This window comes from Eionea flava, assembly GCF_055393785.1.
The window spans coordinates 1,597,645-1,622,563 of record NZ_AP036018.1 but is presented as its reverse complement, the minus strand read 5'-3'; the positions used below and the strand labels follow the sequence as shown (position 1 = coordinate 1,622,563).

Sequence of the window (24,919 nt, the reverse complement as noted above, 5' to 3'; positions counted from 1 at the left end):
TACGTGTCTTTTAGCCCTATTAATCAACGTATTCGCCAGTATCCTACAGCCTTTAATGCATTAGCCTTAAGAGAGCGTATTTTATTACTGGCCCTTTCATGCTGTGTACTCTTTTTTGTTTGGTATGTGTTCGTTGGTTCACCGTTAGAAAAAGCGATAGAAAGCGCCGAAAAACAGCGTGAAAACTTACTCACATTATCAGAAAAGCTAGTGTCTAGTTATGCGTTATCAAAAGACAATAAAGATGTTGAGCGTAATATTGCCATTATCGATAAGCGTATTTCATCGGTTCAATCAAAAATGACCTTGATTGATAGAGAAATTAAAGACTTTAACCAAAAAACTATTCCTATTGATCAAATCGTTCTTTTACTTCGTGACTTACTCACGGCTAATAGCCAGCTCAGCCTAGAATCTCTTAAAGTATACCCTTCAGAAATTATTAGAAATGACAGAGGAAAAGAAGGAAGTTTTGAAGATGCTTTTGAAAAAAGCATGATTGCCATGACTCTCACCGGAACTTATTCGAGTATTTTTTCTTATCTAAAGAAGATGGAAGAACTTAAGTGGAGTGTCTTTTGGGAAGACGTAGAGTATTCGGTTGTAGACTACCCAATGGCGACTATAACAATACAAATATATACACTATCTATTATCGAGGAGGAACGTTATGCCTCAAGGTAGTTTATTTATTTTTCTTTTTTTAATACTGCCTAACGCGATAGCGTCTACAGTCGTGAATGATCCTACGCGTCCAATATTTGAAACACACACACCATCTACTGTAACGGTTAAGCCTGTTGTAGCGCAAACTATGCCATTACTGTTGCAGTCAGTTTTTTATAGTGCAAAAAGAAAATCCGCCATTATTAATGATACTGTTTTTAAACAGGGAGAAATGATTGACGGCATCACATTACACGATGTTAAAAAAAGACAGGTTGTTTTGAAATACAAAGGCCAGTCAATAACCTTGGTTATTTCAGAAAAAATTTATATTGATAAGCATACAGGTGAAAAGCGTGAAAAATAGTCAGTGGTACATCATTTCATTGTGCATTATCTTGTTAACTGCTTGTTCTTCAGGGCCAGTGAAACCTGTAGTGAATAACGAATTGAATGAAATAGATAAAAATGTGGATGTCTTTAAAAAAGAACAAGAAAAAAAGGCCTTAATTCAAGAGGAAATTGACAAAATAAAGGCACTAAATAGCGAAGAATTGGACGATAAAGAAAGTTTACGCTTTGATGTAAATACCGAAAACGTCGACGCCCCCTTGTTTTTTATCAATCTTATGACGGGGACAGAGCAAAATATCGTTGTTCATCCACGAGTTGAGGGAAAAATATCATTGCAGCTATCCCAAGTCACTCTTTCTGATGTCCTTGATGTGGTTCGTGAAGTCTATGGTTACGATTATAAATACAGCAATGGTATTTATACGATATATCCCAATGCATTACGTACAGAAATATTCCCTATTAACTATATTGACGTGCAACGAATTGGTGTGTCCGACACCAGTGTGTTAACCGGTAATGTTGAGTCAACAGCGCAGGCGGGTGGGCAAACGAGTACACAATCGACCAATTTGTCGGGAGATGGCAGCAATATTAACCCTGGTTCTCGTATTCAAACACGGAGTGAAACAGATTTTTGGCGTTCACTAAAAGAGGCTTTATCTGAGCTTATTCAGGAGGGCGATCAAGCATCGGGTAATGCTAGTGATGCCACTAATCCACGCAAAGTGATTGTAAATCCTCAGACAGGTGTCGCTATTGTTACCGCAATGCCTAACGAGCTTTCTGCCGTTCGACGTTTCTTAGATGATGCGCGTTTGAGTTTAAAACGCCAAGTGATATTGGAAGCTAAGATATTAGAAATTCAACTAAGTAAAAATCATCAAACAGGCGTTAATTGGGACTCAATTAATGGCCAATTATTATTAGGTAACAATGTGAGTACCTTTGATACTGGGGTCTCTATCGAAGAAGTTTCAGAGGGGGTGGGTGAAGTGTTTTCCTCACTGCTGCGCATTTCAGATATTGGTACATTGTTGTCTCTACTTGAGACGCAAGGTAACTTACAAGTACTATCTAGCCCAAGAGTATCAACGGTTAATAATCAAAAAGCCGTTATTCGTGTAGGTACGGATCAGTTTTTTGTTACCGGAATTTCTAATTCTACAGTGTCGAATGCATCTTCAACCACCACGTCGCCGGATATAGAGTTATCTTCTTTCTTTAGTGGAATCTCTTTAGATGTGACGCCGCAGATTTCTAGTGACGGTGATGTCATTCTACATATTCACCCTGTTATTAGTACTGTTAGCGAAGAGCAAAAAAATATTGTTGTTGGTGATTCGGCATTTTCATTGCCATTAGCGCTACGTGATATTCGAGAGTCTGACAGTATTGTAAAGGCAAAAAGCGGGGAGGTCATTGTATTGGGCGGTTTAATGCAGGAGCGCTTGAATAACGTTAAAGGAACCCGGCCGGGCCTGAGTAATATTCCGCTTATTGGTCGGCTGTTTAATAGTACTAATGATACACGTGTTAAGTCAGAACTAATTATCTTACTGAAACCCACGGTTGTTGATCAAAATTCTTGGGTAGACGATTTCAAAGCCAGTAAAGCTCGATTTGAGTCTCTACGTGATAACAAGCCATAGGTAGTTATATGCTAACTGCAAAAATGCCTCAAAAAATACGTGTGGGTGATTTATTGGTTGAAGAGGAGGTCATCACCAATGAACAATTAGAATACGCCCTAAAAGAGCAAAAAATATCGGGTAGTAAGCTTGGTAAAACACTGGTTACCTTGGGCTTTGTTGATGAGAATGTTTTATTAGATATTCTATCGAAGCAATTAGATATCCCTTTTGTTGACATACAAAATTTTAATTATGAACGTAATGATGTACGAGCATTAAAAGAGACAATTGCTCGTCGGTTTCGTGTGTCAGTTCTGAAAAAAACCGATGAAAAAATTATTTTGGGTATGTCTGATCCAACAGACATATTTTGTTTAGATGAAGTAGGAAAACTTTTTAACGTACCTATCGAACCGGTGATTGTTAAAGAGTCTGAATTATTAGATGTGCTCGATATTTCCTACGGGGAATCTGAAAAAATAGCATCGTTGGTAGAAGAAATTAATGAAGATCTTGGCGAAGACTCCATTGATATTGACGAAATAATCAGTGATTCTAATGACGATGAAGCCCCTGTCGCGAAGTTACTGGTGAAAATTTTTGAAGAGGCTGTCAAATATAATGCTTCTGACATACATATAGAACCCGATGAAAAGGTGTTACGCATCCGTCAGCGTATTGATGGAGTGCTAAGTGAACAAGTATTGAATGAAAAACGTGTGGCAACAGCGTTGGTTGTTAAGCTAAAACTATTGTCAGGTTTAGATATATCAGAAAAACGTATACCGCAAGATGGTCGTTTTAACTTAAAAATTAACAAAAAGAGTATCGATGTACGTATATCGACGATGCCCATTCATTATGGTGAATCTGTCGTACTACGTATTTTAGTACTAGATGATAGCGTTAAAAAACTATCTGATATAGGTATGGATGCACATACGCTCAAGCACTTTTCTCAAGCAATCGCTAACCCTCATGGCCTTGTATTGGTTACAGGCCCTACCGGTAGTGGTAAAACAACATCACTCTATGCAGCTTTATCAGAACTGAATACTCCCGATAAGAAAATTATTACGGTAGAAGATCCCGTTGAGTACCGTTTGCCGCGTTTGAGTCAGGTACAAATTAATACTAAAATTGGTTTAGACTTTGCTAAAGTACTGCGATCAACGTTACGGCAAGACCCTGATATTCTGTTAGTCGGTGAAATTAGAGATCTTGAGTCTGCAGAAATAGCTTTGCGAGCTGCCATGACAGGGCATCTTGTCTTATCAACACTACATACTAACGATGCGGTAAGTTCCGCTTTGCGACTTATCGATATGGGAGTCGACGCATTTTTAGTCGCCTCTTCATTAAAGTCTGTCGTTGCACAGCGACTCGTTCGTCATTTATGTCCATCCTGTAAACAACCACTGGCCTCGACAGAGGCTTATAGCCACTTGTTGTCACTCTTGCCGAAATCATCTAAAGCTCCCCCCGTTTTTTATCAGCCGGTCGGTTGCACTCGTTGTTTAAATACCGGCTACCGAGGCCGTTTAGGGGTTTTTGAGCAGTTATCAATGACCAATGAGCTGGCGGGTGCATTACGTGCTAATAATGTTCAGCAATTTACAGAGCTAGCGATGTCTTCGACGGGTTATGTTCCGTTAGTCGAGAGTGCTATGCAGCTTGCTGTGTCTGGGCACACATCACTTGAAGAAGTCGAACGTTTATCACTGTGATCAGAGCGTAGAGAAAAAATATGGCAGACTTTTCTTACACGGGACGAGACCAATACGGTGCTGCAGTGGCAGGGACTGTAGATCGTGCAACAGATAGTGATGTTGCCAATTACTTATTAAAGAAAAACATTACGCCTACCTCGATTACAGTGATCAAGGAAGAGCATTCGTTAGTTAAAAATGTTCGTACTTATATTGAAAAGCAATCGGTTTCAGATGAATCACTGATTATGTTTTGCCGGCAAATGTACACCATCAATAAGGCAGGTATACCGCTAATTCAGGGATTATCCGCTTTATCGGCAAGTATTGCATCCGGCTCACTAAAACGGTGTTTAGTGGATATTACTTCTCGATTAGAAACTGGCGTGACGCTATCGGTCGCTATGGGTCATCACAGAACGATTTTTAGTAGCTTATTTATCGGTATGGTTAAGATTGGTGAGCAAACCGGTAAGCTGGATAGTATATTTTTGCAATTGAGTGATTATATTACGCGTGATGTTGAAACGAAAAAGTCCATTAAAGCGGCTCTCAGGTATCCCTCATTTGTATTAAGTGCCATGGTTGTTGCTTTGTTTGTGGTGAATTTAATGGTGATTCCAGCATTTGCCGATATGTTTAGCCGTTTCGATGCCGCTCTTCCTGTGCCTACTCAAATACTCATTGCTACGTCTACTTTCTTTGTCGATTACTGGTGGTTGGTCATTCTGTTATTAGCTGCTTTATTGGTGGGTGCTTTCTCGTGGAGAGCAACACCAGAAGGCAAATTGTTTTTTCACCGGTATAAGTTGCGCATTCCCATCGTTGGGGCGTTAATTCATAAAGCGGCGTTATCTCGTTATATCCGTTCATTTTCTTTGATGTTGGCAGCAGGTGTATCTATTAACAAAGCGATTGGTCTTTGTGCGGATATTATAGACAATACTTTTTTGTCTCAAAAAATAGAAAAAATAAAAGAAGGTGTTGAAAGGGGCGATACCTTGTACCGCACGCATAAAAAAAGCGATATGTTTTCACCATTAATACTACAAATGATCAATATTGGTGAAAGTAGTGGGCAGGTCGATACCTTGTTAATGGAGGTGGCAGAGTCGTATGAGCGTGAAGTTGATTACGACTTGCAAAGCCTTAGTGCAAAAATAGAACCTTTGTTAATTGTTGTCATGGCGGGTTTTGTTGTTGTGCTTGCCTTAGGAATATTTTTACCCATGTGGGAAATGTTTAGTATTCAATCGTAAGTGATTTAAATTGCGTGTTAAATCACATCATGATTTTGACATTATCCAATTTTTTTCATGGATTTTTTTGGAAGTGACAAAGTAATGTCATTAATTTTTTATCTATAAAAATTATTCCATATTCTGCTTACTTCTATTCCATATCCATCTAATTTACGGATAGCATTCTTTTATTGTATCGCTATTATTAGTAATAACACTTTACTATTTATAGTTTGTTACGGAGTTTCCAATGCGTAAAAGAAATGCAGGCTTTACCTTAATTGAATTGATGTCGGTCATTGTTATTTTAGGTGTTCTTGCTGCAACCGCCGTCCCCCGTTTTGTAGACCTGTCGGGCTCGGCGAAAAGCGCTGCGGTAGAAGGTATTGCCGGCGCGCTAGCGAGTGCGGCAAGTCTTAATCATGCACAAAATATTGCTAATGATGCAAACTTAACATCGGACGTGCCAACCTTGGTGAATACTTGTGATGATGTAGGAGGCTTGTTAGATGGTGGTTTGGACGATGATTATTATATTGATACCGTGACAACGGCTATCGCTGAAGGCGCTACGGCAACATGTACGGTACGTTTTGATTCAAATGGTAATAACCAATACGATGCAACCGATACGCCCGATGCAACTTTTACGGCTTACGGTGCTGTTCCTCCAAGCTCATAAGTTTTCTGCTCTAGCTGCCGTATTTTTCTTTAGCGTAGTACTGAAAAATATGGCAGCTACCTTTTTCTTCTTTTCTTTTAGCTCCTTTCTCTTTTAGCTTTTCTCTCTTTTATATCTCCAATATTTAGCGCGGATCTCTTTTAGGGTCTTGTGTATAAAGCGCCATTGTTATCTTCGACTATAATTAAAGGAACCTCTGATTAACCTCGAATGACTTATGCGTGAGTCTACGCGCATTGTAGCCACGCCCTACGGGGCCAGAAGTTATCCGAGGTTAATCAGAGATTTCTAAAATATCGATTATTAGTTAGCGGCTAGATGTCATTTTGAAAGATACAACTCATACCATCTTATACCATCGTTATGGTTTTACATTAATTGAATTAATGGCCGTTTTAGTGATTGTTGGTATTTTGGCAACAACAGCGCTGATTCGATTTACGCCCGGTGATGTTAATTTACAACGAGCGAAAAACCAAACTATGGCAACGCTAATTTTTGCGCGTGAAACAGCCATGGCTCGTTCAGATGGTAGCGCAGTTATTACTGTAGTTATATCCGATAATGGTGTTGACGTAAGAAATAATGGCACAAGTATTGATAATTTAAATCAGCGCTATCCATTAATCTTTGAAAATAATGTGTCATTGACGTCTGAAGAATCGGTCTTAACGTTTAGCGCGTTAGGGGAAACTACGGCGAATGTTATTAGCTTAACTGAGGGCGAGCGATCAGTAGATATTACAATAAGCGGAGCAGGTTATGCATACTAATCGTGGTTTTACTTTGATTGAGCTTATTGCGTTTCTTGTGGTTGTTGGTGTCAGTATGGTAGCTATTGGCAGTGTGTTTCTTTATGCCACCGAGCGCAGTCAAAATCCATTAATTAATAGCCGTATGTTGGCAATGGCACAATCTCAGCTTGACGAAATTTCTTCTAGAAAATTCGATGAAAATACTCCGACAGGTGGCGTACCTGCCTGCGATACAACGATTAACAACGCTGTTGCCTGTTCTGGTATTGGTTTAGATACGGCAGAAATATTAACGTCGTCATCAACGTTAGATGATGTTGATGATTTTCATCTTTATCAAGATGAACCTGATACCGGATTTTTGCGCGAAGTTGTGGTTGTTATGGCTGGGGATGATTTTGGTGTGAGTAACGATCAAGCTAAACGTATTACGGTCACTATTACATCACCGCAAGGTGTATCTATGTCATTATCTACCTACCGCTTTAATTTCTAAGTCATGACGATGAATATTTTCGGCGGTTGCCCAACTTCATATATTCAATCACGCGCTTGTGTTTTACGTTATTCGAATGGTTTTACACTAATAGAGCTGATTGCCGTTATGGTCATTCTTGGTGCTGTTGCCTCCTTTAGTACGACGTTTGTAGTAAGTACCATGCGTAGCACGGCGATGGTTAATGAGCAAAATCGTGTGCTCAGTAATAGCCAACTAGCTAATGAGTATATGGTTCGTCGATTACGCAATGCGTTGCCTTACAGCTTGCGTGTGATTAACGATGGGGCGTGTTTACAATTTATGCCCGTTGTTTCTAGTGGTTTATACCTTAATACCTTGCCTTCAGAAGCCAATGGCGCTTTTCCTTCAGGAAATTTTACGCCGATTTCGGTTTCCCCTTTTATTGTTTACGAAGGTAGCCCTGAGTTCCTCACCATCGCCGCAAGTAGCGCCGACGAAATATATGGTGTTGCACAAGGCTCTATCGCTGAAATAGATGCTATTACTACAAATACCATTACATTAACGGAAGATAAACGATGGTTGCGCAACTCTCTCAATCAACGATTTTATATTACCGCCTCACCCAGTGCGTTCTGCGTTTTTAGCGATGAGTTGCGTTTATATCGAAGTGTCGATATCAGCCACTCATTCATTAATTCAAGTGATGATTATGATTTGTTATCACAGAATGTAGAAGCGCTGGAAAATGCCTTTTCCATTTCATCTGCTGTAGAAGACCGTAATGTTCGAGTTACCTTATCGTTACGTTTTTTTGATGGTCAGCATCACATGGATACGGTTAAACAAGTGGTGGTGCGTAATGTTCCCTAATTCTACTAATAAGCGTCATGGTTCGCTGACAATGGCTTTCGTATCCGTGAATAAGCAGTCAGGTTTTTTAATGCCTGTAGCTTTGTTTATTATCATTGTATTAGGTGCTATGGCTATTCTTGTTTCTAAAAAAGTTTCTGAAAGTGCGTCTAGTTATGTCTCTGCGGGTTTGTCGACACAAACATTTTATGCCGCCGAGAGTGGTGCGCAAGCAGGGCTTAATGCACTGTATTTTTTAGATAATGATCGTCAGTTAGTCGATGGACGCTGTGCGGCTATGGCTATATCTGAAACGCTATCGGCAATTGGCTTAGAAAATTGTACCGTTGCTGTGAGTTGTACCTGTCATTATCAAAATGGTAATAGTTGCGATAGCACTAATAGCGCTAATTACCTAGGTCTAACCGGTGTGACAAATAGCTTTTATACTATTAGCTCTCGTGCTCAATGTGGTGTTGAGCCTACATTATCTCACCACCGCATTGAAGTGGGGGCGAGCTTATAATGCGCTACTGCTTTACATCGATTCGTTATTTACTTGCTTTTAGTTTGTGGCTTTTTTCTTATCAAGTGCAAAGTAATGCGATCTGCAGTAATACGAGCAGTGTTAGTGAGTCAGGTGTACTGTTTGATTCAGGCGGCAATGCCTCTAATTATAATAATAATGAAAATTGTGGTTTTCTTATTGAACCTATTGAAAAGCGAGATATAACATTAAGCTTTTCGGCATTTAATTATGAAAACTTTTTTGACTATCTTTATGTTTACGATGGCACAGACGATAGCGGCGTTCTTCTTGGTAGCTTTACGGGTACGTCTATACCGGCGTCATTAACTGCTATATCAGGAGCAATGTATATTGTTCATAGTACCGATTTTTCTGTTCAGCGTTCGGGTTTTTCCGCATCGTGGACGTCCAATACGCCGCTTAATTTAATTTCAGAATGGCACTTCGATGAAGAGCTATGGAGTGGCGCGAATAACGAGGTGATTGATAATCAAGGCGCTATCAATGGCATCGCTGTTAATGGTGCTAATACGGTGGCTGATGGCTTAATTTGTCGGGCAGCATCATTTGATGGTATTGATGACTATGTGACTGTCTCAGGTATATCAGATACATTGAACGGGTCTTCATCATTGAGCTTTTGGATAAAAACGGAACAGCAAGGAGATAATACCTATTGGCGAGCTCCAGGAATCACTGGTATAGAAGAAGCGAATAGAAGTAGTAACGACATTTTTTGGGGGTATTTAAGTCGTAATGGTCGTTTAGGTTTCGGTAAAGGCGGTTCACATCATGTAGCTTCTTCTGTTTCTGTCAACAATTCACAGTGGCAGCATATCGTACTTACGCGTGATGATGTGAGTGGCGATATATCCATCTATATTAATGGTACGTTTAATCGCGCTGTAGAAGGGCGTTTGGGTGGTATACCTCTTACCTTCAGTAGTTTAGGGCGTATTGAAGATACCGCCGGTACGCCCGGTTATTTTTCGGGCTTACTAGACGAGGTATTAGTTTTTGCATCCGTTATCGATGCTGATCAAGTGCAAAGTATTTATAACAATCAGCTTGCCGGTAATAGTTGGGATGGGTCTGAGCGCCATTGTGATCCAGTACTAATAGCCGAGTGGCGATTAGAAGAAGATAGTTGGAGCGGTCAAGCAGATGAGATTATCGATTCCAGCGGGAACGATCACCACGGCCAACTACTCTATAACGCTTCATCCGAAAGTAGCCTTCCTGCATTATCGGGTAGCGAAGGTACCTGTGCCTATGGCAGCTTTTCTTCTGGCGCTATCGCGATAGACGGTTTACCTGTTGAGACTACAAACGGCGAAAAAACAACCGTGAGTTTTTGGATGCGTTGGGATGGTACCAATGGCTCTATGCCTATCGGTTGGTCCTACTACGATTTATGGTTTTATAACGGTAGCTTTGGCTTTAATACATGGAACAACGATATTTACGGTATTAGCTCTTCGGCTTTACGTGATAGTTGGCACCATATTACAGCTGAATTTACCAACGGTAGCTCTGTCGTCAGTGAAAATCGCCTTTGGGTGGATGGTGTTGAGCAAGTGCTATCTCAGCGTATTGGTTCGCCTTCTTCAAGCTATCGCTCTGCAGGAAACCAGCTACGTTTAGGTGGAGCCGTTAATAGTACAAATTATCGTTTTCACGGCAATTTGGATGAAGTGCGAGTATATGATGCAGAACTAACAACTGCTCAGGTCGTGAGCATCATGAACGAAACACACCTTTGTACGAGCGCGCTTGCAGGCTATTTTTCTATTTATCATGATAATGCAGCCGTTTACTGCCTTAGTGAGCCGTTAGCTGTGACCGCGCACAATAGCGACGCTTCTGTGGCTACCAATTATAACGATACGGTCACACTGAATACTCAAACAGGCCATGGTTCGTGGTCCTTAGTGAGCGGTAATGGAACCTTGATCGATTCGACGATAGATGACGGTATTGCCACCTATACCTTTGCATCGAGTGATAATGGCTCAGCGCAATTTTCTCTCTACTACCCAGAAGGCGATAATGGAATAGATATCGATGTTTATGATAGCAGTGCGCGTGATGACGACACCGAGGGCTCCTTATCTTTTTCTGCCACTGGCTTTAGTGTTACCGCCAGCCCATTGACTAATCCACCGCCAGTGCTGATTGATGACCCTATTGATCATCAGCTATCGGCACAAGCCTTTACCGTACATATCGCCGCTTACGGCACCGACCCTGAAAATGGTCAATGTGGCATTATAGAAAACTATACCGGCGATAAAAATTTAACGTTGAGTACTATTTATAGTAACCCTACTACAGGCAATACTCAGGCAGTGGCTGCAAGTAGTATTACATTTGTTGATGGACAGGCATCAACAGCGGTGCAGTACGATGATGTAGGGCAGATTCAACTAAGCCTTACCGACCTAGATGAAGATATCAGTGGTCAGAGTAATACTTTTGTTGTTAAACCCGCTGATTTTGTTGTCGCCATTGATGATAACCCTGCAACTGCTCAAAGTGGCGATGGCTTTATTGCTGCCGGTGCAGCATTTAGTGCCAAAGTGCAAGCGGTGAATGCCGATGGCATTGTGGCGCCTAATTATGGCAATGAAACGCCCCCTGAAAATATTAGTTTGGTACTTGATAGCTTACTTTTTCCTAGTGGTGGCAATGTGGGTTCGCTGAGTAATGCCGGTAGCTTTAGTAAGCAAGCATTGGGTGATAACAATTGGGTTGAGTGCGCAATAGAAAATAGCACCTGTTCGCTACCGTCAGTAGCTACTGTTCGTTATGGAGCCAACGGTACTTATACGATTGTCGATAATATGACTGGGGCATTTAGTTGTAGTAATAGTGTGTTTGGTGATCCACTCGTTGGCGTATTAAAGCGCTGTGAATATATCGCTAATCAAGATAAAGATTACTTTGAGAATGCTGATCTAAGTTGGAACGAGGTAGGGACTATAGCGGTAAATGCACAAGTATCTGACGGCGATTATTTAGGTGCCGGTAATATTACGAGTTCCGAGTCCACCGCGATTGGTCGTTTTTACCCCAGTCACTTCCTATTGGGGTCAAATATGGTCACCAATAGCTGTATCGATTTCACTTATCTTTCTCAACCTGAGCTGAGTATCGCTTATACCTTATCGGCTATTAACGAAGCTGGTGAGGTGGTTCAAAATTACGATGATGGATTAGGGTACCCCGTAGGGAATATTACTTATGTTGCAGAATACGCGAATAATGGTTTCGATATTGCTTCTCGCCTGCAAGTGGCTAGTGCTGTATGGCAAGCTGGGGAATACTCGGTTCTGGATAATAATGCCGTACTCAATAGAGCATCTAACCCAGAAGCCCCATTATTAAATGTACAGTTTGGTGTGCGTATAGACGATGCAGATAGTGTGTTATTGGAGTCTATGACAATGAATGCAGGCACTGATGTTATTTGCGAAACAGATAATAGCTGTAACGCTGGTATAATCGGGACAGGTTCTTTTTACTATGGACGCCTAAAATTGGATTCGGCGTATGGCCCAGAAACGGCCGATTTGCCTGTTAATTTTGCCACAGAATATTGGAACGGAGCCGAATATGTTACGCATCTTTTTGATGACTGCACTTCAATTTCTCGACATAGGGTTTCCTTTAGTGGCGTAGCCATTAGTGCTGATAGTCAATTAACCGTTGATCTCAGTGGAGGAGCGACCACTGCACAGTTCTCTGAATTATCCCCTCTGCTTATCAACTTTAACCAAGGGCAGGCAGGATTGTCTTTTAGTGCTCCGGGTGTTGGTATTGCATTAGACAGCTTTTCTATCGATGTTAATTTGATCGATACCCTCTGGTTAAGCCACGATTGGAGGCAAGATGGTGACGATAATAATGATAATGAACTCCCAGCAGCAACGATACGCTTTAAAAGCTATCGTGGTCATGATCGCATCCTCTATTGGAGACATCAATAAACTTAGACTTATAATCACATCCCTTCTTTTTAATGATTCATTATTGATAAACATCTTTTAAAAAATAATGCCCCCTTTCTCAGAGCTTTAATGTCTTAAAGCATTAGCGACGGATAAATCCATTTGTGTGACACAGGTCACACTCTTGTTTTGTGACACGCATCACATTATTTGTGATGAATGGGCATGCTTATTATTCCAAATAAGCATTAAAAAGCCTGTTTCTTAGCTTGTTGTTGAAATAACCTTTTGACATAATGCTTCAAAATTTGTGACGTACTTAACATATTGAAGTGTTTATAGGTTGTTTTTTGAGCAATTTTTAAGTGAGCAGGCCTACCTTGGTGCTTTTCGTCGTTTTATTTTCTTACTAACAGTATTTACATACAAAACTATAATTGGGGAATTTTCATGACTTATTATAACTGGTGGAACCACGGCGGAAACGAAGGAAACGAAGGAAACGAAGGAAACGAAGGAAACGAAGGAAACGAAGGCAACGAAGGCAACGAAGGCAACGAAGGTAACGAAGGTAACGAAGGTAACGAAGGTAACGAAGGAAGTTGGTGGTGCCCTCCTCATGGTGGAAATGAGGGGAATGAAGGCAACGAAGGTAATGAGGGTAACGAAGGCGACGAAGGAAACGAGGGTAACGAACACCACGAAGAAAATGAAGGGAATGAGGGTAACGAAGGCGACGAAAACAACGAAGGGAACGAAGGCGACGAAAATAACGAAGGGAACGAAGGCGACGAGAATAACGAAGGCGACGAGAATAACGAAGGGAACGAAGGCGACGAAAATAACGAAGGGAACGAAGGCGACGAGAACAACGAAGGGAACGAAGGCGACGAGAACAACGAAGGGAACGAAGGCGACGAAAATAACGAAGGGAACGAAGGCGACGAAGGAAACGAAGGGAACGAAGGCGACGAGAATAACGAAGGGAACGAAGGCGACGAGAATAACGAAGGCGACGAACACGACGAAGGAAACGAAGGAAACGAAGGAAACGAAGGAAACGAAGGAAACGAAGGAAACGAAGGAAACGAAGGGAACGAAGGCGACGAGAATAACGAAGGGAACGAAGGCGACGAGAACAACGAAGGGAATGAAGGCGACGAAAATAACGAAGGGAATGAAGGAAACGAAGGCGACGAGAATAACGAAGGAAACGAAGGCGACGAGCACGACGAAGGAAATGAAGGCAACGAAGGCGATGAGGGCGACGAAGGTGATGAGGGAGATGAGGGCGATGAAGGTCAGTTATACATCGTTGATTCCAACAAGACCCTTGGCACCATCAATGTTGATACCGGCGAAACTAGCGTCATCGGAAACACCGGTGTTCAGTTAACCGATATTGCTTTTGGTAATGGTGATCAGCTATTCGGTATTTCGTTTAATGATCTTTATTCCGTAGACTCTTCAACAGGAGCCACTACGTTCATCGCTGACCTTGGTGTTGGTGGTCTTAATGCGTTAGAAATTAGTGATAATGGCACTGCATACGTTGCGGGTGGTAATGGTCTTTACGAATTAGATCTAACTAACGGTAGTACAGCAAAAGTAGCTGATTTGCCGATTAATTCTGGTGGTGATATTGCGATTATTGGTAATGACCTGTTCATTGTTGGCGATAAAGGCAGTCATTATGGCGCAGACACGCTAGTTAAAGTCGATCTAACAACGAATAGTGTAACTGAAGTGGGTGAATTGACACTCAACGGTCAACCTTTGAATGTAACTTACGGTCTTGCGAGCTCACCAGAAGGTAAGTTGTACGCAATTGATGGTAACGATGTCTACGAAGTTGATACAAATACAGGAGAAGTAACGTTATCGGTCGAAGATTACAGTGGTTTAAGTAATGCATGGGGAGCTGACTATACAGATGGCTCTGACGAAGGGAATGAAGGCGACGAGAACGACGAAGGGAATGAAGGCGACGAAAACGACGAAGGGAATGAAGGCGACGAGAACGACGAAGGTGATGAGGGTGATGAAGGCGATGAGTCTGGTTCTATCTCCGGTCACGTATTTGAAGACGTCAACGACAATGGCATTGACGATGAGGTCTGTGTCTTAGGAGACAATCTTGTTGTTAACGGTGATTTTGAAAGTCACGGTGCACTTCAAAATGGTAACTGGGGTACTTTCGACAATATTGAAGGCTGGGTTGCACTTCAAGACAAGATAGAAATTCAAGAAGGTGCGGTTGGTGGAACAATCAACGCTGCAGATAACGCAGTCGTTGAGCTTGATGCTCATGCCAATGCCATTATTTGTCAGGAGGTGAATGTCACCGAAGCCGGTACTTATCAATTCAGCGTTGATTATGCTATGCGTGGTACTGACACAAGCACTAACGGCTTTACTGTTTACATTGATGGTGTTGCACAGCAAACGGTTTATCCTACGTCGCAAAATATGCAGACGTTAATATTTGAGATCGATTTAGATGTGGGTAATACACGAATTGACTTTAAAGGTGCGGGCACTTCAGACAGCATAGGCACGATTATCGATAACGTTAAGCTTCAGAGTAAAGAGGTGGTAACTGAGCCAGTAGTGGCAGATTTAACAGTCACTTTACTCGACGCAAACGGTGTGCCGGTGCTAGACGGGAATGGCCAGCAAATAACGACGACAACAGATGCCAATGGTGATTATACATTTAGTGGCGTTGCCCCAGGTGATTACACCGTTAAATTTGAAACACCTGATGGGAAAGAGTTCACGACTCAAAATGTTGGTTCTGATGATTCAATTGACTCAGATGCCGATAGTGCAGGCATATCGGATGTTGTAACCGTTGTGGCTGGACAAGAAACTTCAGGTGTAGATGCTGGTGTCGATAGTGCTGACGAAGGGAACGAAGGCGACGAGAACGACGAAGGTGATGAAGGCGACGAAAACGACGAAGGGAATGAAGGCGACGAAAACGACGAAGGGAATGAAGGCGACGAAAACGACGAAGGGAATGAAGGCGACGAAAACGACGAAGGGAATGAAGGCGACGAAAACGACGAAGGCGATGAAGGCGACGAAGGCGACGAAAACGACGAAGGGAATGAAGGCGACGAAAACGACGAAGGCGATGAAGGCGACGAGAACGACGAAGGGAATGAAGGCGACGAAAACGACGAAGGCGATGAAGGCGACGAGAACGACGAAGGGAATGAAGGCGACGAAAACGACGAAGGGAATGAAGGCGACGAAAACGACGAAGGCGATGAAGGCGACGAGAACGACGAAGGGAATGAAGGTGACGAGAACGACGAAGGTGATGAAGGCGACGAGGGTGATGAAGGTAATGAACCTGGGTCAATCACAGGTCAAGTCTTTGACGATGCAAATGAAAATGGCGTCTTTGATGCTGGCACCGAATTGGGCCAAGCGGGGATAGAGGTATCTTTGTTAAATTCTGCGGGTGTTGCTGTGTTAGATGATAATGGTCAACCCATTACAACTTTAACCGATGCGTCTGGTAGTTATACTTTCAGTGATGTTCCTCCGGGTGAATACACGCTTCAGTTTGAGGCGCCAAATGGTCAAATATTTACATCTCAGGATGTTGGTAATAACGATAATATTGACTCTGACGTTAATGCTAACGGCTTAACCGGCGTTTTCACGGTCGATCCTAATCAAGATATCTCCGGCATCGATGCTGGTTTAGATGGTCAGGATGAAGGGAATGAAGGCGACGAGAACGACGAAGGGAATGAAGGCGACGAGAACGACGAAGGGAATGAAGGCGACGAAAACGACGAAGGTGATGAAGGCGACGAAAACGACGAAGGGAATGAAGGCGACGAAAACGACGAAGGTGATGAAGGCGACGAAAACGACGAAGGGAATGAAGGCGACGAAAACGACGAAGGCGATGAAGGCGACGAGAACGACGAAGGGAATGAAGGCGACGAAAACGACGAAGGCGATGAAGGCGACGAGAACGACGAAGGGAATGAAGGCGACGAAAACGACGAGGGCGATGAAGGCGACGAAAACGATGAAGGCGATGAGAATGACGAAGGTGATGAGGGCGATGAAGGTGATGAAAACGCCGCTCCAGTTGCTAATGATGACTCAGCCGACACTTGTTACGACGAAGCCGTTCATATTGATGTGCTTGCCAACGATACCGATGCAGATAGCGATAATCTAACTATCACATCTGTTAATGGCCAAGCTATTAGTGAAGGTGGCCCAGCGGTTAATGTTGCTGGTGTTATGGTGACTTTAGAGTCTGGCAAGCTTGTCGTTGATGGTTCTACCGCCTACGCTGGTTTAGTGGCAGGTGAAGAGGCAACAAAATCGTTTACCTACTCAGTGAGTGACGGCAATGGCGGTGTTGCAACCGCAACGGCAAATGTCACATTTGATGGAGCAACTGATACTTTAGCGAAGGTTGATGCTGAATTAGAAGATGGTTTGGTTGGGTTACAGCTATTAGCAGAAGACTTTAACGTAGGTAATGGCGTGGGTTCGGGAGCATTTACTATTCAGCTATCTGATGCGGATTCTGAAAATGGTGTTTATGCGCAAGCTTATTGCTTAGATTTATTTGCGCCGGTATTGCCGGGTGGTTTTGGTACTGATATCAACAATGCCTTTACTGTTGGAGCCACTTTAGATGTAGCAGATGAAGAATTCTTGAACGATGATCAAGAAGGTTTCTTGAGTCATAACGGCATTAACGGTGAAACAGGCCTCGAAAATTTAGATTTGATTAATTGGATTATTAATCAAGATTTCGAAAATACCGATAATGGTGATGGTACAGGAGAAACCTATACGGGAGCAGAAGTTCAAGGTGCTATTTGGGCACTAACTAATGGTGAGCAATTAGCGAGCTATGGTGAACCTGGTGGTGTGTATGTTGAATCCGCTTTTGGTACTGTCGATAATGCTCAAGAAATTGTCGATCTAGCGCTTGCTAACGGTGAAGGCTTTGAAGCGGGTGAAAATGACTTGGTCGGTGTATTTGTTGACCCAGTTACATCGCCTGGGTTTACTCAACCGTTTATCGTAGGTATTGATCTCTATGATGAAGGCGATTGCTAATCACGGTGATTCTTAAGAGTGTTTAACTCTTAGCCATACAAAACCCTCGCCATTGCTGGCGGGGGTTTTTTCTATAAGTATTAAAAAGTTGTTTTCAATCAAGTGCTAATAGTTCTACTCATATAAAATATCGGCGCTATAATGAAACAATGACAAAGATATAATAAGAGGCATAACTCGTGACTAAAAAAAGCAATTCATCAGATACTTTTCTTCAGGAAGTGTATTTTCCTACGATGATCTATAGCAGCAAATTACACGATGCTGAAGATGTAAATAAGCAGTTGCTGATTGATATTCGAAAGGAACAAGAAAAAGATCGTAAAGGCATTCAACGTTCTAATTTTACCAATCTAGGTGGTTGGCATAGTCATAATAACTTACATAAAGAAAAAGCATTTAAGGTTATTGCTGATAGGGTTAGAGCTACAGCAGCAAAAATTTCAGAAGATTGTGGTTATGATTCTAAATACCGTTTAGGAATTGGAACCATGTGGTCAATTATTAACTCTCCAGGAAGTTTTAATCGTAGTCATATTCATCCAGGCTGCTTATGGAGTGGGGTGTATTATGTGCAGGCGCCTAAAAATTCTGGACATATAGAATTTACTGAACCTAGAACTCAACATTTAATGGATCAAGCAAAATTTGAGCCCGATGCAAAAAGACCAAGACAATGTTGGACCAAGGTGCAGTATGAACCTAAAGCCGGAAAAATGATTATTTTCCCTGCATGGTTGTATCATGCAGTTATGCCAAATCTAGCAGAGGAAGCGACTCAAGAAGATTCTGAGCGTGTTATTATTAGTTTTAATATGTCTCAATACCCAGTTAAAAAATAAATTCTGATTCGGATAGGCTGTTTTGAATTAAAAGCCTCGTTACTGTTATGTCGCGAGGCTTTTTTATGGAATCTAGTAAACGCTTGTCTTATAGAGATAGTAGGTCAAGCCTGATATGGCGATGAGGCTTAATCAGGTCTCATTATATTAATTTTCCCTAAATGCTGAAAAAAGTTGTTCAGAAAGCGGTTTGATAAGGTAGTTGAGTAAGCTTCTTTCTGTTGTTGTAAACATGGTGCTAACCGGTAAACCCGAGCTGATAGTGGCGTCGGTTATCTTTTTTAGCTCTTCTTTTTCTAAGCTAACTTTTACTAAAAAATGTTTTTCTCCTTTTGCTTTATCGTCAGTGATACTGTCTGCAGAGATAAAAAGAACTCGGCCGGTTATTTCTGGCGTCGATTGTTGGTTAAAGGTGTCAAAACGGATCCTCGTTTCTTGTGCAAAATATAATTGTTCAATATCAGCCGGCTTTACTTTTGAGTGGATGATAAAGTTACCCGAGTTAGGCACTATTTCTAATATAGGTTCACCCGCTTTTATTACCGCATTGGTATTGTTAACAATAAGATTATGTACTCGACCGCTAACGGGTGCGGTAATTTCTAGCCGTGTCGCGTCATCTTGAGTGGCGGGTATTTCGGTTTGAACCTTTGCGAGATCTTCCGTTGTCTTTTCAATTTGTTGCCATATTTTTTCCTTAGTTTCTTTGGCTAATTTTTCAATACGCTGAGCGGTTTCATTTAATGTATTTTTTTTCTGTAATTCAGTGACCTTTAACGACTCTAGCTGTGTTAGCACCGTCACTCTATCTCTTTCAGATGTGGTTAGACGAGATTTTGATATAAGCTGTCGATCATAAAGGGCAGTAAGTTCTTCAATCGTTTCATCTAATATGGCCAATTGCTGCTGGCTGGTTCTTCGTTGTTTTTTGAGCGCTTTAATTTCATTCTTCAAACCACTCAGGCGTATTGCTAATTCTTCTATATTAGTTTTGAATAAGTTGGTTTGTGCAGAAAATACAGCTTGTTCAGTGTTAATAATATCTGGATAGTCTATTAGCTGGTTGTTGTCGTATTTGGCTTCGTCTATGATGAAGGTTTCATTGCCTTGAATCATAGTGTTAAGGCGATCTAGAGTTAGTGATAGTTCAAACTCTTGTTTTTTCAAACGAGAAAGTTTTGAATCAATGCTAACGCTATCTAAAATAATAATAGTCTGGCCTTGCTCAACTAAATCGCCTTCTTCAATAAGTAGTTCTTTAATTGGCCCGCCTTTAACGTGTTGTACGGGCTTGTTTTCTCCTATCTGCACAACAGTTCCTTTAGCTGTAATTGCACCGCTGATATTAATTAATGTGGCTGAGAGTAAGGCGGCGATGATGAATGTAATGCACACGACATATCCCGTGCGTATGTGTCGCCTATATTGTTCTTGAAAAAAATGTGCTGACGGATTATCAGATTGATCGTTCATAATATGTGATTCGTTACTTTTGTTAAGGTGAATGCCTATTGTTTTTGTTGTTTTTTGGCTGCATTAACAATATCGCTAGGTGAGCCAAATGCTTTCATATTCCCCTCATGCATAATGAGTAACTTATTAGCTTTCTCTAATAGTTGAGGTCTGTGAGAAACAAAAACTACAATTTTTTGATTTTTTTGTAATAGGCTGATGGTTTGGTTTAAGCGTTGTTCACCTTCACTATCAAGGTTTGAGTTAGGCTCATCTAAAACAACTAAAAAGGGGTTGTTATAGAGTGCGCGAGCAAGTGCAATGCGTTGTTTTTGTCCTGAAGATAACGCTTGACCATTTTCACCTAAGCGCGTGTTATATCCATCATCAAAACTTACAATAAGTTCGTGAACTCCGGCGAGTTCACTGGCGGCGAGTACATTTTCAAAGTCGCTATCTTCACTAAAGCGTGCAATGTTTTCCGTGACTGTGCCATCAAATAGTTCAATTTCTTGAGGCAGATAACCAATATGTTTGCCGAGTTGTTTTCTTGTCCATTGTTGAATGTCAGCACCATCTAAGCACACTTTACCTTTTGCAGCGGGCCAAGCAGCTACTAGGGCTTTGGCTAGTGTTGATTTTCCTGAGCCGCTATGGCCGCTAATACCCAGCACGTCGCCAGCTTTTAATGAACAATGAATGTTGTTGATAATAAATTTACTGTTGTTATTGGGAGCAAAGACGCTGAGTTCGTTTATCGAAAGTGATGCTTTGGGTGCGGGCAATTTATGCTTTTCAATATCGGCATCTTCCTCGAATAGCCATGTTTTAATACTGTCCCAACTATCTCTCGCTCTTACCACACTGGAGTAACTACCTAAAATACTTTCTAAAGGGGCAAGAGCGCGGGATAAAATTACTGTGCAGGCAATAATACTACCGGGCGAAAGCTCGCCTTTAATGACATAGTAAGCACCCAAGCCAAGCATCAAGGATTGGATCATCATGCGTAATGTTTTTGTTGCTGTTGAAAAGCGACCGTTAATATCAGTGCCTTTTAATGCTGTCTTTCTCGTTTCTAAATCACTACTTTGCCAATGCCTATGCATGTTTTCTACCATGCCATTGCCACGTAAAGCGACAGCATTACGTTGAGCGCTTTGTGCTCGTTCACTGGCTTGAATACTTAATGCTGTGGCTTTTTGTAATTGCTCTCGTGAGAGCCTTTCGTTTAAAAAAGCTAAAATAGCCAACACAATGCTAGCGATAATGGCAAAGACCCCTAACATTGGATGTAAACCAAATATAACCAATAAAAATATAGGGGCCCAAGGCAGGTCAAAGAATGCAGCAAACGTTGGAGAGGTTAAAAAGCTACGTAGATTAGTGACGTCAGCTAACGCTTGCTTTTTATCGTGGCTGGGTGATTTTTCGCAGTTATTAAGTACTGCAGTGGTATAGGCTTTTTCAGATAAGGTGTTGGCTGTAATCTCACCATGTGCGTTTAACGCTTGCGATCGAATATAGTCCAGTAAGCCAAAAAATAAATAGAGCAAACTGGTAATTAATAATAAGCCGACAAGAGTAGGGATGTTAGCGCTCGCGAGAACGCGATCATAAATTTGCATCATAAATAAAGGACTGGTTAGATATAGCAAATTTATGATGAACGAAAACAGTATCATAGAGCGCAAACGTCTGAACCAAAAAAAACGCGCTTCTAGGGGTGTTTTAGGCGGGAGCTGAGTGATATTAGGCATGTGAATAGTCGTCATCGGTTACATCTTCCCTAAAAAATACTCCCTGATTATCATTGCTTATTATAGCATTTTAGGGGGATGATTGTGTTTCGAGGCCGGCTTATTCATTGTTAATTTTTCGAAATGGACTGAATGTGCTGTCGTAATTCAGGGAACCCTTCGAGTGAGTCAAAAAAGCGTATTTTTCGTGCGGCTAATGAGTTGTTTGTGGGTAGTTTTTTCACGGTCATATAGGTTGTAAAACTTTCTACCACTTCTTCGTCGCCACCAACGCGTTCGGCATAAGAAGTCACAAAATTGCCATCCAGTTTTGGTGATCCATCTACAGGGTAGTCTAGTGGGCGCTTTCTTCTTGGCGGTTGTTCAACCATATCGCCATCAAAGGATTGCGAAAATAATTCAATAGCATTACGTGTTAGGCAAATGTAATGCCCCATTTCGTGGACTAGTGTCCAGTCTAGTGTTGCGCGCCGTGCTGTTACCGGTCGATGAGAAAGGCGTAAGTTGTTCTCTTTTTCTAATAAATATTTAGCAATTGATAAACGATAGCCCTTTCTTCCAATATCGTTTTCACCGTCACCACTAAATTGCCCAGCCCAACGGCGGCCCGCCATCACATTGAACTGTATGATGCCTTCTCTATATTGAGGGGGGAAAAGGGCTTTAATGCGTTCCCAGCCCAGTACGCCGAGCTGTTGTGAATGTGTGTCGGGAGTATATTTGTCGTGTAGTCGTTCTTTTTTTATTTCGAATACGGCGTGATAACGACCATTAAATAATTCATATTCTTCATTACTTGCTATAGCCATTGCAGATGCAAAAGAAGAGATTAATAGTCCAAAAAGCAATATGTTCTTTCTTAATAAAAAAACGAGTAGTAGACGATAAAGTGGCGACATAATGAATAATCTTTTGGTGGGTGGTGTAATACAGTCAATAACTTATGGCTGTAAAGGAGTATAAAGCATATTTGCCTTAAAACAGCGTATAATTACCGGAATGGTTTATACTTTTACGAGTGAATTCAGATTCTAGTAAATCTGGTATTTGATAACTAATAATATAGGAGCCTCTAACTAACCTCGAATGACTTCTGCGTGAGTCAAAAATTCGCTTAGGCAAGGCGGGCTTCGTCGCTAATGGCCGTCGTCCTTAGCAAGAAGTCCAACGCAGCATAAGCGAATTTTAGCCACGCCCTTCGGGGCTTTCAGGCGCTACCAATCTCTGCGTTGTCTCTTTTGCTAAGGTCTAGACATTAGCGTCAAAAGACGCCTTGATCTCGGCAGCGTCTGAAAGCCAGCAGTTATCCGAGGTTAGTTAGAGACTCCTATAGCTTATTTTACCTGAATCTTAGGTGAAATCTTGTTGATTTTTTATAACAGTTTTTACATGATCCATCGAGTATTTAGTGGACGTAACTAACAAAGTAATGATGTATTTATGCGCTTCTTTTTAATGGCTTTTCAAACAAAATATTCTGTATGTATACGGGCTATGCGGGTACATTTAGTATTGCTTATTGGTCTTCCATTTGTGCTTGTCGCTTGTGTTGGTCAACCGCCCGAAGAGCAAAGTGAGCTTGCGCTTAAGTCGGTTAACACTTCTTTGCCAAGTTTAGAAAAGAGCCAGGTACAGTGGCAAGATATGCATTATTTAGCAGGAGATGCCGAGCCTTGGTGGAAGCAATTTGATGATCCGGTACTGCATGATGTTGTTAACTTGGCTTTGGAAAATTCTAAAGATATTGGACTTGCTGCTGCTCGATTGGATGAACTGGTGGCGACCGCTCGAGGGTCGCGGGCTGGGCTTTTTCCAACAGTCAATTTAGATGCGCAAGCAGGGGTTAGTAGTACAGATTTGGAAGAGGGTGGGTTGCAGTCTAATCCCAATAGGGTAAACACAGCATCTGCTGATTTCGTATTGGCATGGCAGTCGGACTTGTTTGGGCAATTGCGCAATTTATCGGGCGCGGATAAAGCGCGGCTTCAAGGGCAGTCTTCGAGAGTGCGCGATACTCAGCGTGTCATTGTTGGGCAGGTAGTGCAAAACTATTATCAATTAGTGAGTACTCGTAAGAGAATTGAGCTAACAAAAACCAGTGTTGAACGCCGTGCAGAGAATGTTGAACGTATTAACCAGCTGCTAATTCAAGGCTATGCGACAGCACTTGATAAGACGAGAGCTGATAGCCAGCTCTATGAAGCTAGTGCATTGTTGGCTCAGCTTGAGCTGGAAGAGGTGAGACTACTTAATCAATTGTCAGTTTCGGTGGGCGTGGATGGTGTTACTATGCGACAGCACGTTGTCAATACCGGAGAATTGATTGTTCCCGCAAAAACAGCGCCTCTTCCTTCTATTCCCTTACTTATTCAGCATCGGCCCGACTTGCGTGCAGTGGAGCGAGATTTGGTTGCTGCGGCATACAATGTGAACGCTTCGACGGCGGCTTTGTATCCTACATTGGGTTTTCGAGTAGAGTTAGGCAAAGCACCGGATGGTGGAACAACCGGTGCATTTCCGGCGTTAGATGTTATTACCGGTGGGATATTGACTAATCTGGCAATGCCTATTTTTGGTCGAGGTCGTTTGTTGGCGGCTATTGATGCGAGTTCGGCACGCTTACAGCAAGCGCATAAAACCTTTGAGCTAACGGCGCTTCGGGTTATGAGTGAGTTAGATACATCAATTGTATCAATTGATAAAAACCGCACGATCTATGAGCAGCGTTTATTAGCATCGGGGAGTGCAAATGAAGCGGCTGAGCTTTCTAAAGAACTCTTTAAAGCCGGTGAGTTAGATTACACCTCGGTTATCTTGGCAGAACAAACGCGGGTATCTTCAGAAACGAGTGCCATTACTGCTCAGCAAGCCTTATTGATTGCCTATATCACCTATTTATCAGCCGTTGCGCCGGCTTGGTAGAT

17 protein-coding genes are annotated in these 24,919 nt (G+C 41.9%); 14 read left to right on the top strand and 3 right to left on the bottom strand.

Annotated elements, in window-relative coordinates; genetic code table 11:
• Positions 1-3 precede the first annotated feature (3 nt).
• From ACZ5O6_RS07060 to ACZ5O6_RS07000, 13 genes are all read left to right on the top strand, one after another.
• Entirely contained in the window at positions 4-684 is a 681-nt protein-coding gene (locus ACZ5O6_RS07060) for a hypothetical protein (protein WP_447091768.1), read from the top strand.
• On the top strand, positions 671-1,033 hold the full coding sequence (locus ACZ5O6_RS07055) for a general secretion pathway protein GspB (RefSeq protein WP_447091767.1): 363 nt from the start codon (positions 671-673) through the stop codon (positions 1,031-1,033). Before ACZ5O6_RS07060 ends, ACZ5O6_RS07055 begins: the two co-directional genes overlap by 14 nt.
• Positions 1,023-2,672: a pilus (MSHA type) biogenesis protein MshL gene (gene mshL / locus ACZ5O6_RS07050; RefSeq protein WP_447091766.1), complete on the top strand. Its 1,650-nt coding sequence runs from the start codon at positions 1,023-1,025 to the stop codon at positions 2,670-2,672. Before ACZ5O6_RS07055 ends, mshL begins: the two co-directional genes overlap by 11 nt.
• 8 nt (positions 2,673-2,680) lie before the next feature.
• Positions 2,681-4,381 (top strand): GspE/PulE family protein, encoded by a 1,701-nt coding sequence (locus ACZ5O6_RS07045; RefSeq protein WP_447091765.1) that lies wholly within the window; start codon positions 2,681-2,683, stop codon positions 4,379-4,381.
• Positions 4,382-4,401: 20 nt separating this feature from the next.
• Positions 4,402-5,622: a type II secretion system F family protein gene (locus ACZ5O6_RS07040; protein WP_447091764.1), complete on the top strand. Its 1,221-nt coding sequence runs from the start codon at positions 4,402-4,404 to the stop codon at positions 5,620-5,622.
• A gap of 232 nt (positions 5,623-5,854) precedes the next feature.
• Positions 5,855-6,286, top strand: a complete 432-nt coding sequence (locus ACZ5O6_RS07035) for a type II secretion system protein (protein WP_447091763.1) — start codon at positions 5,855-5,857, stop codon at positions 6,284-6,286.
• Positions 6,287-6,612: 326 nt separating this feature from the next.
• Positions 6,613-7,059: a pilus assembly FimT family protein gene (locus tag ACZ5O6_RS07030; RefSeq protein ID WP_447091762.1), complete on the top strand. Its 447-nt coding sequence runs from the start codon at positions 6,613-6,615 to the stop codon at positions 7,057-7,059.
• Positions 7,049-7,537, top strand: a complete 489-nt coding sequence (locus tag ACZ5O6_RS07025) for a type IV pilus modification PilV family protein (protein ID WP_447091761.1) — start codon at positions 7,049-7,051, stop codon at positions 7,535-7,537. Before ACZ5O6_RS07030 ends, ACZ5O6_RS07025 begins: the two co-directional genes overlap by 11 nt.
• 9 nt (positions 7,538-7,546) lie before the next feature.
• Complete coding sequence (locus tag ACZ5O6_RS07020) at positions 7,547-8,374, top strand: PilW family protein (protein ID WP_447091760.1); 828 nt, start codon at positions 7,547-7,549, stop codon at positions 8,372-8,374.
• Positions 8,364-8,879: a pilus assembly PilX N-terminal domain-containing protein gene (locus ACZ5O6_RS07015; protein WP_447091759.1), complete on the top strand. Its 516-nt coding sequence runs from the start codon at positions 8,364-8,366 to the stop codon at positions 8,877-8,879. Before ACZ5O6_RS07020 ends, ACZ5O6_RS07015 begins: the two co-directional genes overlap by 11 nt.
• Positions 8,879-12,871: a DUF6701 domain-containing protein gene (locus tag ACZ5O6_RS07010; protein ID WP_447091758.1), complete on the top strand. Its 3,993-nt coding sequence runs from the start codon at positions 8,879-8,881 to the stop codon at positions 12,869-12,871. The genes ACZ5O6_RS07015 and ACZ5O6_RS07010 overlap by 1 nt, the downstream gene beginning before the upstream one ends.
• A gap of 411 nt (positions 12,872-13,282) precedes the next feature.
• Positions 13,283-17,941 carry an SdrD B-like domain-containing protein gene (locus ACZ5O6_RS07005; RefSeq protein ID WP_447091757.1) on the top strand — a complete coding sequence of 1,553 codons (4,659 nt, stop codon included), beginning with the start codon at positions 13,283-13,285 and terminating at the stop codon, positions 17,939-17,941.
• Between the two features lie 179 nt (positions 17,942-18,120).
• Complete coding sequence (locus tag ACZ5O6_RS07000; RefSeq protein ID WP_447091756.1) at positions 18,121-18,783, top strand: TIGR02466 family protein; 663 nt, start codon at positions 18,121-18,123, stop codon at positions 18,781-18,783.
• Positions 18,784-18,930: 147 nt separating this feature from the next.
• Here the strand turns inward: ACZ5O6_RS07000 and ACZ5O6_RS06995 are convergent, their stop codons facing one another.
• The 3 genes from ACZ5O6_RS06995 to ACZ5O6_RS06985 all read right to left on the bottom strand — a co-directional run bounded on the left by ACZ5O6_RS06995 (position 18,931) and on the right by ACZ5O6_RS06985 (position 22,894).
• Entirely contained in the window at positions 18,931-20,256 is a 1,326-nt protein-coding gene (locus ACZ5O6_RS06995; RefSeq protein ID WP_447091755.1) for an HlyD family type I secretion periplasmic adaptor subunit, read from the bottom strand.
• A gap of 35 nt (positions 20,257-20,291) precedes the next feature.
• Entirely contained in the window at positions 20,292-21,920 is a 1,629-nt protein-coding gene (locus ACZ5O6_RS06990) for a type I secretion system permease/ATPase (protein WP_447091774.1), read from the bottom strand.
• A gap of 185 nt (positions 21,921-22,105) precedes the next feature.
• Positions 22,106-22,894 carry a hypothetical protein gene (locus tag ACZ5O6_RS06985; RefSeq protein ID WP_447091754.1) on the bottom strand — a complete coding sequence of 263 codons (789 nt, stop codon included), beginning with the start codon at positions 22,892-22,894 and terminating at the stop codon, positions 22,106-22,108.
• Between the two features lie 595 nt (positions 22,895-23,489).
• Between ACZ5O6_RS06985 and ACZ5O6_RS06980 the strand changes: the two genes are divergently transcribed.
• Positions 23,490-24,917: a TolC family protein gene (locus tag ACZ5O6_RS06980; RefSeq protein WP_447091753.1), complete on the top strand. Its 1,428-nt coding sequence runs from the start codon at positions 23,490-23,492 to the stop codon at positions 24,915-24,917.
• Positions 24,918-24,919 lie beyond the last annotated feature (2 nt).